The following is a 13,819-nucleotide window of genomic DNA, read 5'->3' as shown; positions in this document are numbered from 1 at the left end:
TTCCGGCCACCACTTAATTGACAAATCTACGCATTCGGATACTGACCACGAACCCGATCGCAAGGAATGTCGAAAGCAGCGCCGACAGTCCGGCGCTCATTAACGGCAGCGGTACACCGATGACTGGCAGGAAGCCAAGCGTCATTCCGATATTCAGGAATATCTGAAACGCAAGCGCCGTCGCTATCGACATTATAACAAGCATCCCGGCACGGTCGTTAGCTTCGCGAGCTCCGCTGATCAGGCGCGAGATCAGCATCGCGTATGCAAAAAGGAGCGCGATACACCCGACAAAGCCGGTATTTTCCGCCGTAACTGCAAAAATAAAATCTGTTTGCGGCTCGGGCAGGAACTTCAGCACGCTTTGAGAGGTCTCGCTATCGCCCTTGATGCCGGAAAGTCCGCCCTTACCGACCGTGATCATTGACTGGACCGTGTGATAGCCGTATCCACGCGGATCGGCGCTTTCCGGATCGATGATCGCCATGACGCGTTCTTGCTGATACCGCTTGATAACGCCGGTCTGGATCCCGACGTAGAATGCGGTCGGCACGAATATCGCGGCCGCCACAAGAGCGATGACAACGTAACGGATCTTGATCGCAGAAAGAAAGAACACCGCGGCGAGGATCGGGAAATATGTGATCGCCTGGCCTGCATCCGGCTCAAGCATTATCAACCCGACCGGTCCGGCGAGTATCGCCAGGCCGACAAAGACCTCCGTTAGCTGAAGCGTTCCCGATTTCCGGGCACCGAAGTATTTTGCGAGCATCAGCACCGTCGGGATCTTGGCAAACTCTGACGGTTGAAACTGCCCGATCACGGGTAAACGCAGCCATGCTTTCTGCCCGTTGACCTCGACGCCGAGCGGCGTTATCACCAAAAACAGCAACAGCAGACCGACAGCATAAAAGACCGGAGCGGCATCGATGATCCGTCGATAGTCAGAAAAGGCGACTATCACGAATGCGAACATCGCGATCGCCAGCCCGATCAGCTGCTTTGACCATGTATCCGCATTCGGGACCGCATTATGGATCTGCCAGACGCCAAAACAGGCGATGGCAATAGCGACAATGGTCGTCAACCAGTCAAAATCACGCAGATCCCGTCTTTCGATTATCGCTACCATCTTCTATTCTCAGCCGTTACTTTTTTGCGATCTCGTCAGTCTGAACCGGACCGCCGCCGCGTTTTGCCAGATAAGCCTCATAAACTCCCTTCACTGCCGGAGCGGCATGGCTTCCGCCAAAACCGACGTTTTCGATCAGGGCGATGACGGCGATCTCCGGCTTGTACGCCGGAGCAAAGCTGACGAACCAGGCGTGGTCTTTCTTGTCGCCAACGTCCTTTCCGAGTTCAGCGACCTGCGCCGTCCCGGTCTTGCCCGCGACATCAAAGCCGGGTATCGCAATACCTGCCGCCGTTCCGCCGCCGTTTACGACGGCCCACATTCCTTTGACCATGACCTCTTCCTGCTCAGGGGTCATCGGGATGTCTTTCGGCTCGGGCCGCTGAAATCCGAAGCCCGGCCGTGCTTCAAAATTATCCGTGCCGCTTATCGGTTTGAATTCCTTAAGGAAATGCGGCACATACATCTTCCCGTGAGCGCCGATGCTTGCAACTGCCCTGAGCATCGAGATCGGTGTAACCCACACCGTGTCCTGACCGATCGAGGCATAAACCGTGCGGATGTCGCTCCATTTGCCTTCGCGTTTTTCGATTATCGGTTTCCAGCTCTTCGGCGTCTGCGAGACCTTTTCATTCGGAAGATCGATCCCGCTCCGCTGGTCGTAACCGAACATCTCGATCATTTCGATCAGGCCCTCGACCTTCATCTTTAGCGCGAGCCGGTAATAATAGCCATCGCACGATTTGGTGATCGCGTAGCTTAAGGGCGGCGAGCCGTGGCTGCCCATACAGCGTGTGAATTTGTTTCCGATCTGAATGCCGCCGCCGCACGCCATGTTCGAATTCTGAACCGTGATGACACCCTGCTGCAGCGCCCCGAGCGATTCCGGGATCTTCCATGTCGAACCGGGCGGATATCGGCCCTGGATCGCACGGTTAAAGAGCGGCCGCTGAGGTTCCTGCCAATATGCGGCGATCTGTTTGCGCCCTTCACGTGTCTTGCTTCCCTGAACGAAGACGTTGGGGTCGAACGAGGGCCACGAGGCAAGGGCAAGTAATTCGCCATTGTTCGGATCCATCGCAATGATCGTTCCGCGCTTGGTCACCGAGGCCGCAAGCTGCTGTTCGGCGGCCATCTGGAGGTCAAGATCGATCGTTGAAACAAGATCCTGGCCCGATTGCGGCGGCACGACCTCGATCTCGCTTTGTATCCGGCCGCGGCTGTCCACGATCACTTTGCGGTAACCGGGCCTGCCCCGCAGAAACTCATCGTAGTATTCCTCAAGTCCGCCCTTGCCGATGATATCGCCCGGCCGAAAGCCTTTTTGCTTGAACGTCTCGGATTCGAGCTGCTTCGGACTTATTTCTCCCACATAGCCAAGGACGTGAGCCATGTTTGTGCCATGCGGATAAAATCTTTGCGGCTGGAGTTCGATCCGAAGCTCAGGGTATTCCAACGAATGAGCCTCGACCCAGGCAATGTCCTGCATCGACGCATTGTCTTTCAGCACAAGGGTCTCAAAATCGTTTTGCTTTTTGATCGCATTGAGCCGCTCGATAACGAACTGAGGTTCGAGGTTCAGCCCTTCGGCATATTCATCAACACGTTCTTCGACGGCGATCTGCTTCAGAGGTTCATTCGAGAGAACGACATTAAAGGTGGGCCGCGAATCTACAAGGATCTTGCCGTTCCGGTCGAAGATGGCCCCCCGAGGCGCCGGTATCGGGATCAGCCGGATCCGCTGGTTCTCGGCACGTTCGCTGTAGTAATCGCCCTTGACGACCTGCAGGTAATAGAGCCGAACACCGAGTATCGTAAGAAGCAGAAACGCTACGATCTGTATCGTTCCGATCCTTGCTCCGAGATTCTGAGCATTTTCGTTCAACTTCATAACAAAGGTGCTCTATTTTCCGAGCCTTATCGGGTTGCGCCGGCGGGTCTGCCGCTTGGTCGGAAACATCTCACGCTTTCTTGTCTTCGCCCGCTCGGCAAGAAAGTAATCAAGAAAGATATAGATCATCGTTCCGGCGATCGTTGTACCTATCAGAGTGTACGAAACGATCACAAGAACCTGTCCGGAAGGATCCTGGCCAAGCAGCCGGTGAACGCCGTAATATACGAGATCGTCCAATAAACAAGCTCCGGCTATGACGGGTATCCGGAGCAAAAGGTTGTCCAAATATACCCTCCTGGCGATCTCGGAAACGACGAAAGCAACGAGGGTTTTCGAGAATCCGTTCGCTCCCAGAAGCCCGCCGCTGAGGGCGTCAACGGCGAGTCCGGCGAAGGCTCCGAAAAAGATCGCCCTGAGTGCATTTCTCTGCAGCGCGGCGTAAACAACGATGATCAGCGGAAAATCGACGTAGGCGAACGGCTCGGCAACGTTTCGCAGCGTCCATTGCAAAAGGACGGCGATGATCAGTGCAACTGTTATTTTTACGTTATCCATCCGTTACGTCGCAGGCCGTCGGTCGTGGCCCCATCATATCCGCCGCCTCGGCTTATTGTTTTGTGTTCTCCTTTCGAGCATTTGGCAGGGTCTTTTCGAAATCCTGTCGCGGCGGCGGCTCGTAGAGCAATACGCCGACCTCCTGCATCGAACCGAGCCTTGCGCTTGGCCGAATGAAGATCTGGTGCGGTGTCGTCGCCGACCCTGAGACGACCTCGACGATCTCGCCCACTTTCAGGCCCGCGGGATAAATTCCATCCTGCCCGGTCGTGTAGACCGTTTGTCCCGGTTCGACGACAACGCTCCCTGAAACGTATCGCATTTCAACAATGTCTCTTTTGCTCGTTCCGCTCACTACGCCGAGAGCGTTCGATTCGCCGATCTGCCCGATCACCGCGCCCAGCCCCGATTTGTCCCGCGTGATCAGATCGATCTGAGAGGTAAGCGGCCCGACCGCCGTGACCCGGCCGACAAGACCGCCATCGGTGACGACAGGCATGTTCAATTTTATCCCGTCGAGGCTGCCGCGGTTGATGATCGAAGAATCGAACCAAACGGAAGGATCGCGGCCAATGATGCGAGCGGTAAGAACTTTGTATTTACTTTCTTCGGAAAGCCCTAGAAGTGATCGAAGACGCTCGTTTTCCGAGACCAGGTCCTGATTGCCCTTAAGCTCGACCTCGAGTTCCTGAACCCGCTGTTTCAGCTGGTCGTTCTCACTCTGTGCAGATCGGAGCGACGAAATCGAATTGAAATAGTTGTAGACCGCCGAGCTGACCGTCGTCACCGGCGACTGAATGAAATCGGCACCGGTCTGAGCCCAAACCCTTATCACGCGTCTGCCGCTGCCGATCTCACGCGCGTCAAACGCCATGAGGATGAAATTGCCCAATAAAAGCACTATCACCAGCCACGGCGTCAGTTTCCATACTTCTTGTTGACTGCGCTCAACCATTTCAAACGAAGGATAAAAGCAAAAGGATAAAGGACAGATCCCAATTTCGAATTCAGATCCTTTACCCTAAATCCCGCATTCTTGTTCCTCTTTAGCTCCCGGTCATCAACGAATTGTCCCATTTGACGCGTTTCAATAGTTCAATATCAGAAAGCATCTTGCCGGTGCCTAAAACGACCGACGAGAGAGGATCATCGGCGATCACGACAGGCAGCCCGGTCTCGATCATCAGGCGTTTGTCGAGGTTCTTGAGCAGTGCACCGCCGCCCGTGAGGACAATGCCGCGTTCGACGATATCGGCCGAGAGTTCCGGAGGTGTTCGCTCGAGTGCGACACGAACCGCATTTATGATCGTCGAGACGGCGTCCGAGAGTGCTTCGCGGATCTCCTCGTCGGTCATCGTGATCGTCTTCGGGATTCCCTCGATCAGGTTTCGCCCGCGAACGTCCATCGAAAGCGGCTCTTCCAGCGGAAACGCGCTTCCCAATGCGATCTTGATCGCCTCGGCGGTCCGTTCGCCGATCAGAAGGTTGTACTTACGTTTTATGTACTGCGTGATCGCGTCGTCCATCTCGTTGCCTGCGACCCTTACCGCACGCGAATAAACGATTCCCGACAACGAGATGACGGCGATATCTGTGGTTCCGCCGCCGATATCGACGACCATGTTCCCGTGTGGTTCGGTGATGGGCAGTCCGGCGCCGATCGCAGCCGCCATCGCCTCCTCGACCAAATAGACCTCAGAGGCCTTCGCCCTGTAGGCCGAATCTTCAACCGCCCGACGCTCGACCTGTGTGATCTCTGACGGTATGCCGATAACGACCCTCGGCCGAACCCAAGATTTGCCATTGTGAGCCTTACGGATGAAATGCTGCAGCATTTTTTCCGTAACCTCAAAATTAGCGATCACACCGTCTTTCATCGGACGGATCGCAACTATGTTGCCCGGCGTACGGCCAAGCATTTCCTTGGCGTCTCGGCCGACGGCTTCGACCTGATTGGTTACCTTGTTGATCGCAACGATCGACGGCTCGGAAACTACGATCCCGCGGCCCTTTGCATAAACGAGCGTATTTGCCGTGCCAAGATCGATCGCCAGATCGCTGGAAAATAAACTGAATAACGATTTTAATGCCATTTTATATATATCCCGGGGATAAAAACTCCCGTTAGCAGATCAAGATTGTTTGAAAAGTGTCCCCGCCCAAAACACCGTACAAGGTAAGATTTTAGAAGTGACCAGATCCCCAAACGACTAACCTAACAGCATACACCCATTCGACTTTATTTTTCCACCGTAAACCTTTATTTCTTTTGGTTTTTTCGCCACTTTTGTAAAGTCGGAACGTGTTCGATCGGGAACCGCGGCGAACGCCCGCAGCGGGAGTTGCTGCTTTGCTTCGCTTTCCGGTCATCGGAGAATAAAAAAGACGGCGTCGAAGCCGTCTTTTTCTAAGGTTTGAAACTTCGCACCGGCCGTTACGGTTGTGCGACAAAATTCAGATCCGAAATGTGGTCGTTGACCGGCACATTTTGCGATGCGAACGTATGCTGCTTCGACCCGACAGCAACCGTGTACACACCGCCGGTCGCAACGTTCGGGAATCGGTAATGTCCGAAAGGATTTGTGAGCGTATACCTCACATTCCCACCGGAATCGGTCATCGAGACCACGGCGAGGTTCACGCCACGTCCGTCATTGGTCGTTACACGTCCTGAGACGGTCACATTCACTGACGGGCTGCTCGGTGCCTGGATCTGCACATTGATCGGTTCGCCGGTCTTATAGAACCCGATCGTGCCGGTCCTGGTCACCGGAGGACGATTGGAATCAAACCGGAAACTGTACATCGTTCCCCAGCGGATCGCATTCGCATTCGGGTTCTGTGCGAAGGTCTCTGAACTCCATGTCATCATTCCATTGGCCTGCGACTGGGCCCAAGGCGCGTTGCTGAAACCGGCATTACCCACCGTTCCATCGCCGGACCAGCCCGGGTGTTGCGGCGGTGAATGGAAGCCGATGTTGCTCAGCGTTACACCGGCACCCGTCGGAACCGAAAACGACTGGATCGCCCGATCGATATTTTGGTTATAGATGACGTATTCGTAATGCCAAACGCCCGGCGACGGATTCGTTACCTTGTAGGCGATCGCCCCGATACCGTCTGTTCCCGGTGCAGGCCTGATCTCGACCGAGACCGAGCCCGTCCACGCGTCTATCGCGGCTTTTCCGCGAACCGTCGAGGACGCGGGTGAAAAGCTAAAAGGGCTGGCGGTTCCCGATACGTTATATCTCCGGTACGAGACATTGTTGTACATGTTGCACTGTGTCGGGTTTGAGACGCACCAGGCGTATTCATGCGGTGTTACATACTGGCCTTCGGCGTAATAGGTCGCACCCTGGTTGAGCGAAGTGTTAAGATCGTCGATCTCCGTAAGTATTCGGTGCGCCGGCCCCGGATGTGTATGGCCCGTATGGCTGTTCGGCGGTGTTGCCGAATCTCCTCGCGGGAACGCACCGGTGAACGGATTGATCCACGCACGCGAACCAAGGCTCGGCCCTGCATTGAGGTTTGCCGAATAGGGGTCGGAACATCCCGAACCAAGCCGCGAGCCTCCGACACCATTGCAGCCGAAACCGCAGATGTTCTGCGTGAGTGCAGTAAAGCCGTGCTTAACGTTCGACTGACCGATCTGCTCAAAGCGTTCCGTGTTATCGGCTCCGCCGCTCATTCGGTAAAGATTTTGCGGGATGACCGGATGATCGTTGTTCGGCAAGGCAAACCAGTTAAGGTCGATCGTGCCGGCGTTACATGAATCCGTACCAAGAGCAAGCCCGACATAACCACCGCTCGCACTGCCAAATTGAGCAAGGCCGTTGACATCGCCAACGATCACATCCGGGCCGGGAACGGTTCCCGCTTCTTCCGAACTGATCGACGGCATAACGTTCGAGACGATATCACCATCAACGATCTCGGTCACCTCAATGGGCTTCATCGTTGCCCGGACCGAGACGGAACCGACGATCGCTCCGGCATCTGACGGACGGCCAAGCTCAGATGCATAGTCGTACGACAAGACCAGGCGTCCCGAGTGGATGTCCAAAATGTCTCTTCCCGGTTCAAAACTGTATTCATGCCCCTCTACATAGAACAACAACAAGCCTGAATTGGTGTCGCGGACGGCAAGCTCGTGCGGAGCCCCGACCTCTGTACGTTCGAACATCAGATTGCGCGAGATACTTCTTGTCCTCGAAGGCAGCGCGGCCGATTGCTCAGGCACGATCTCCATCGAACTCGGAATCGGCCCTCGAACCTCATCGTTGTAAAGCATCACCGTAAAGAACGAATCGTTTACAATGCCGAAACGCATCGATGTCAGGACTGATCGGGTCTTGCCCGCGTTAGGCCGGCTGAGGCGATTGAGATCGACATCCATTACGACCGTACCTTCGGCGACGATCATCTTTTCAAGAATGCCGGTGTTTGCCTTGGGGCCATATTGGTCAAGGCCGGTCAAGAGATCGACCGTGCCATTACCAAAGAAGATCAGAAAGGGAAGAAACGCTGTCGCTATAGTTTTGAGCATAGTGTCGGATTGGTGCCTGTTCGGCTTAGTGGAGACCTAACCCCTTGTTCGGAGTCGTTTTCTAAAAACGTTCTTTTCTTTTACACTCTTTTAGGTGATTAAATCAACCCTTTTGGGCAATTCACTTCTGCCGGTACGGGCTTGTTTTGCAGCAAAAGCATCGGTAATAAACCATAAATGACATATGAAAAGCGGTTGTGAAGGCCAAAGGGTATCTAAAAAAAGATCTGTTCCGCTGCCTGTTTTGCCAGGCAGCCCACCCGAAAAAAACGATATTCGTGCGTCTCGTACCAGCCGCTGGCGTGCGGCTGCGCTGATCGCTCTCAATCTACTGATGATTGCCCACATCGTTCAATGGGCGGTAATGGGAAAAACGATCTCACCGATCGAACCATCGGAAGCGATGTATACGCTTCAGACAGGTGCGGTCAATGCCGGTGCGATCTTCTTCGCCTTGGCCATAACCGCCACGCTCATTTTCGGGCGCTTTATCTGCGGCTGGGGCTGCCATGTCGTCTCGCTTCAGGACCTATGTGCCTGGATGCTCAAAAAGGTCGGGCTTACTCCGCGTCCCTTTCGCTCGCGACTCCTAGTTTGGGTTCCGTTGATCGTTGCTCTTTACATGTTCATTTGGCCAACGTTTTCCCGCTACATTACGAAAACGCCTAATGAACCTCTAATCCCGCAATTCACCAACCATCTCGTCACGACCGAATTCTGGGCGACCTTCCCGCCCGTCTCGGTAGCGATCCCATTCCTTTTCATTTGCGGCTTCATGACCGTTTATTTTCTGGGCTCGAAAGGATTCTGCACCTACGGCTGCCCCTACGGCGGCTTTTTCGGGATCGCCGATAAGGTCGCACCCGGGCGAATAAGGGTAACTGACGCATGTAATCAATGCGGACACTGCACCGCGACGTGTACGTCCAATGTTATCGTTCATGCCGAGGTTAAGCAGTATGGCATGGTCGTCGATCCTGGCTGTATGAAGTGCATGGATTGCGTCAGTGTATGTCCGAACGAAGCCTTGTACTTTGGTTTCGGAAAGCCTGCGGTCGGCGTGAAACAGACCGTGCCTCGAAATTATTCGATCACCTGGCCCGAAGAGATCTTCGCCGCCGTAGTTTTCTTTGCCGCCTTTCTCGCCGTGTGGAATGTTTATCAGCTCGTTCCAATGCTGATGGCACTTGGGGTTGCCATTGTCACAACGTTTGTCGCTCTCCGAACGGTCCGCTTGTTTCGCTCCGGCAACCTCGCCTTCTATCGCTACAGCCTCAAGACCTCCGGAACGATCACGCTCGCCGGGTGGTTATTTCTGACCTTTTCGGCAGCATGGATCGGCATGAATGCCCATAGCGGCTGGGTGAGGTTTCACGAGCGTGCCGGGAACATCGCCTTCGAGAGCATACGGCTGCCCGACGAACTTGCTCTTGCTCAGGCCGATCCAAGGCAGTGGCTGAGCCCGGCTGACAGTGCCGCGATCGCATCCGGAAAAGAGCATTACCGAACTGCGGCAAAATGGGGGCTCTTCACCAATGCTTTTGCCCTGCCAAAATTTGCCTGGCTCGAATATCTCTCCGGCGATACAGCAAAAGCAGTTACCGCGCTCGCCGCCGCCGCGGAATATCAGGAAGGCCGGGAGAAAGCGTTGAGCCTCTATTATCGCGGTGCGATATTGAACCGTTTGGGCCGGCACGACGAAGCGTTGACGAGCCTCGATCAGGCGCTCGCGGAGCGTTCCGACCTGATCACCGCATTAGAGGAAAAAGGCGAATCGCTCTGGCAGATCGGTCGAAAGGAAGATGCTGTTGCGGTCTGGAACGATGCTGCGAACCGTAATCCGGGTTTGGTGCTCGTAAACTACTATCTTGCCGGCGCAGCAAGCACGCTCGGAAAGCCGGAAGCGGCAAGGATATTCGAGCAAAAAGGCGAACGGGCAACGCCTCGCGATCCTTACTTTTATTGGATGCTCGGCCTCCGCCTGAAGAGTGTCGGTATGACCGCTCTCGCGGAACGACAGTTCGAGCGAGCGATCCAGTTAGATCCGCGGTTCCGGGCAAGACGGAACGTCAATTGATCAAAGTTCATCGGCTAGAATCGAAAAGCCTCGGCGTCCGCTGAGAACGCCGAGGTACTGACCAACGCCGGAACCGTTGCCTTTAGGTAATCGGCCCTTACCTCACGAACGCATTCGGGATCGGGCGGTCGGTGGCGGCACCGAACGGGATGATCTGCGTGCCCGAGGTCGAGCCGAGCATGAACCACGTCGCCGATGACGGCCTGAAGACCGCAGCGTCCGTCTTTCCGTCGCCGTCGTAGTCGCCGGGAACCGGTGTGTCGCCTGCTCCGCCGAACGGGAACGAGTAGAACGAGCCGTCCTCCGATCTCAGGATGAACCATTCACCCGTGGTCGGCCTGAAGAACGCAGCGTCTGCCTTGCCGTCTCCGGTGTAGTCGCCGACCACCGTCTTGTCGGTCGATGTCCCGAACTGGAAAGCACGGTTGCCGCCGTCAGACGACCGCAGATACCACCATTCGCCCGGGCCCGGACGAAAGATGCCGATGTCCGATTTGCCGTCGCCGTCATAGTCGGCCGTCACCGGCAGGTCGCCCGAGGCTCCGAAGGTGATGATCGAGACCCCGAGGTCGGACGAACGCTGGATGTACCATGTGTTGTTGGTCGAACGGAAGACCGCGACATCGCCCTTGCCGTCGCCGTCGTAGTCCGCCGGGACGGGTGTGTCGCCCGCTCCGCCGAACGGGAACGAATAGAACGATCCGTCCTCAGATCTCAGGATGAACCACTCGCCCGTGGTCGGACGGAAGAACGCCACATCCGACTTTCCGTCGCCGGTGTAATCGACCGGTGCGATCGCGTCGGTAGAGGTGCCGAACTGAAGTGCCGGGACCTGTCCGTCAGAGCTTCTCCGATACCACCACTCAGCCGGCCCCGGACGAAAGATACCAACGTCCGTCTTCCCGTCTCCGTCAAAGTCGAAAGGCGATCGAACCGTAGCCGGATCGGGGTCAAAGACCGTTACGATATTCCTTAAACGTTGCCCGACAACCATACGGCCGTTTGAAAGAGTGGACGAGAAACTAAGGACTCCGGTTACAGTTCCCACAACGCTATTGCTGGAACTTATCGGTCCGGATGTACCCCCGGACCCGATCCCGTATGTGACAGCGCCAGCGTTTGCTGTTGCACCGTTATCCCAGCCAGGAGTGCTTACCACGTAACTTCCGTTTGTTAGCGGGGTAACGCCACCGCTTCCGACCTGATCGCTCGCTGTCGAACCGACAAGCGATTTGGCCGCGGAAATAGTGCCCGAGGTCCCGATCGTGCCGTTGCCGAAAGTCACGGCACCGGCATTTACTAAACCCGGGGCATCCCAATTCGGGTTGCGTACCACGTAATTTCCATTCGTGAGGCCGAGGATAACGAAGTTGACGCTATCGCTCGCGGTCGAACCAACTAGCGAATTGGCCGCGGAAACTGCGCCGGTCACGCCCGTAGTGCCGTTGCCGAATGTCACCGCTCCGACATCGGCTGCGCCCGGGGAATCCCAGCTCACGCTGGCCACAATATAATTCCCATTCGTGAGGGCGACGACGCTGCTGTTGCCGCCATTGTTAGAGCCAACAAAATCCGCTGCGGTCGAACCGACAAGCGAGTTGGCCGCGGAAATGGTGCCAGTTACACCCGTAGCGCCATTCCCTAAAGTTACAGCGCCGACATTTACTACACCCGGGGCATCCCACTCGGGTGTCGCCACAACATAATTCCCATTTGTTAGTGCTGTCACGCCGCCGCCCCCGACTCGATCTTGCGCCGTCGAACCGATCAGCGAATTGGCCGAGGAAATGGTTCCCGAGATCCCGGTTGTGCCATTCCCCAGCGTTACGGCACCGATCGCAGATGCGGTGGCACTCGCCCAAACCGGGCTGATCACAACATAATTGCCGTTGGTCAATGCGATGATGCCGCCGGTACCGACGCTATCGCTTGCCCTCGTACCGACAAGCGAATTGGCCGCGGAAATGGTTCCCGAGATCCCTGTAGTTCCGTTCCCGAAAGTTGCGGCACCGGCCTGTAACGCACCCGGGCCATCCCATTGGCGGCTGGACACAACATAATTCCCGTTCGTCAGTGCGGTCACGCCACTACTTCCTACGTTGTGGTTCGCGGCCGAACCGACAAGCGAATTCGCCGCAGATACGGTGCCCGTAGTCCCGGTCGTTCCGTTCCCAAACGTTGCGGCACCCGCAAGGGCCGCACCCGGAGCATTCCAGAATTGGCTTACCACAACATAATTCCCATTCGCCAGGGGGGTAACCCCGCTGCCTGTGCTGGTGCCAAAGTTCCCGATGCGATCGTTCGCGGTCGAACCGATAAGCGAATTGGCCGCGGAAATTGGTCCCGAGACCCCGGTCGTTCCGTTCCCGAATGTTGCGGCACCGGCATCTACGACCCCGGGGGCATCCCACCGCGTGCTCGTAACGACGTAGTTGCCATTCGTGAGGGCGGTGACGGCGCTACCTGCTCCGACACCGGCGAGGGTATCGTTCGCTGTCGAACCGACAAGCGAGTTGGCCGCAGAAATGGTTCCCGATGTCCCGATCGTGCCGTTCCCGAAAGTTACGGCACCCGCATTGACGGCACCCGGGCCATCCCAATTGGGGTTGCTCACAACGTAATTTCCATTTGTAAGGGCGGTGATAGCAAGGCTGACACTATCGTTCGCGGTCGAACCGACAAGCGAATTCGCCGCGGAAACGGTGCCCGTAACACCCGTATTGCCATTGCCGAATGTCGCGGCGCCGGCATTGGCTGCGCCTGGGGCATCCCAATTCGGACTGGGCACAACATAGTTACCGTTCGACAGCTTTGTGACCCCATTTCCTCCAACCTCATCCAACGTCGTCGATCCGATGAGCGAATTTGCGGCTGAAACCATTCCGGAAATGCCGGTCTTCGCATTTCCGAATGTTACCGCGCCCGCGGACGTCGCTGCACCATTGTTCCAACCTGAGCTCATTATCACGTAATTTCCATTCGATAACACCGTGATTCCACTGCTCCCGACTCGATCACCCGCGGCGCTGCCGGTCAAACGGCTGATCTCGGAGAGTGTGTTTCCGTCGTAGAGGTAAACCGCGCCGACATCCGCGATCGGCCCCGGAAGATCAAAAAGCGGATCGGTCACAACTATATTGCCATTCGGCAGCACCGCGACCTGTGCTCCAAATTGCCCGCTGCCTACCGGCCCGACCAGATCAACCTGTCCGCCTGCCGCGTTTGCGTCGGGCACCGATTGCCGAAGGCGCCCATTATTGCGGCGGTCCGTGTCCGCCAATGTCACCTTCGCTGCGTTTACGCCAATGGCAGCAAGGCAAACCATCGATCCGATCACCAACCATCTTTCCTTCGCTCTAAGACGCATACTCTCCTCCGATCACTTTTTGAAAATTACGATTTCTTGATCGGATATGCGTAACTTTCGAAAGCAGTCGGACAAAGATTTTTTAAACGTACACAACTCTTGGAGGTATCGCGGTATTTCAAAAAGAGGTCACACTATCGTGTCTGCAGCTGGTGGCGGCAAGGGAACGGAGCCTTTTCGGTGTTTTAGCCGCAAGGTGATTTGAATGGAAACACGCGTGCCGCGCGGTAAAACGAAAAGAGCACTAT

At 55.9% G+C, this 13,819-nt stretch carries 8 protein-coding genes; 1 reads left to right on the top strand and 7 read right to left on the bottom strand.

Translation table 11 applies throughout. The annotated features are described in order from the left end of the window. Positions 1 to 13 precede the first annotated feature (13 nt). The 6 genes from IPM28_13310 to IPM28_13285 all read right to left on the bottom strand — a co-directional run bounded on the left by IPM28_13310 (position 14) and on the right by IPM28_13285 (position 8,127). Entirely contained in the window at positions 14 to 1,132 is a 1,119-nt protein-coding gene (locus tag IPM28_13310; GenBank protein ID MBK9173960.1) for a rod shape-determining protein RodA, read from the bottom strand. Between the two features lie 16 nt (positions 1,133 to 1,148). Then, the gene (gene mrdA, locus IPM28_13305; GenBank protein MBK9173959.1) at positions 1,149 to 3,023 is read right to left on the bottom strand and encodes a penicillin-binding protein 2; all 1,875 of its coding nucleotides are present in this window, start codon (positions 3,021 to 3,023) and stop codon (positions 1,149 to 1,151) included. 12 nt (positions 3,024 to 3,035) lie between these two features. After that, on the bottom strand, positions 3,036 to 3,581 hold the full coding sequence (mreD, locus tag IPM28_13300; protein MBK9173958.1) for a rod shape-determining protein MreD: 546 nt from the start codon (positions 3,579 to 3,581) through the stop codon (positions 3,036 to 3,038). 52 nt (positions 3,582 to 3,633) lie between these two features. After that, positions 3,634 to 4,536: a rod shape-determining protein MreC gene (mreC, locus tag IPM28_13295; GenBank protein ID MBK9173957.1), complete on the bottom strand. Its 903-nt coding sequence runs from the start codon at positions 4,534 to 4,536 to the stop codon at positions 3,634 to 3,636. A gap of 91 nt (positions 4,537 to 4,627) precedes the next feature. Then, positions 4,628 to 5,674 (bottom strand): rod shape-determining protein, encoded by a 1,047-nt coding sequence (locus tag IPM28_13290; protein ID MBK9173956.1) that lies wholly within the window; start codon positions 5,672 to 5,674, stop codon positions 4,628 to 4,630. A gap of 341 nt (positions 5,675 to 6,015) precedes the next feature. Further along, a complete protein-coding gene (locus IPM28_13285) occupies positions 6,016 to 8,127 on the bottom strand; it encodes a carboxypeptidase regulatory-like domain-containing protein (GenBank protein ID MBK9173955.1) in 2,112 nt (703 codons plus the stop codon). A 244-nt stretch (positions 8,128 to 8,371) separates the two neighbouring features. Here IPM28_13285 and IPM28_13280 point away from each other — a divergent pair, with 244 nt between their 5' ends. Then, positions 8,372 to 10,204, top strand: a complete 1,833-nt coding sequence (locus tag IPM28_13280; GenBank protein MBK9173954.1) for a tetratricopeptide repeat protein — start codon at positions 8,372 to 8,374, stop codon at positions 10,202 to 10,204. Positions 10,205 to 10,301: 97 nt separating this feature from the next. Here the strand turns inward: IPM28_13280 and IPM28_13275 are convergent, their stop codons facing one another. Further along, a complete protein-coding gene (locus IPM28_13275; GenBank protein MBK9173953.1) occupies positions 10,302 to 13,571 on the bottom strand; it encodes a VCBS repeat-containing protein in 3,270 nt (1,089 codons plus the stop codon). Between the last annotated feature and the right edge of the window lie 248 nt (positions 13,572 to 13,819).

It is taken from the genome of Chloracidobacterium sp. (assembly GCA_016716305.1).
In the GTDB taxonomy this organism is placed as follows: domain Bacteria; phylum Acidobacteriota; class Blastocatellia; order Pyrinomonadales; family Pyrinomonadaceae; genus OLB17.
The sequence above is the reverse complement of the archived record's forward strand: the minus strand, read 5'-3'. Positions and strand labels throughout refer to the sequence as shown.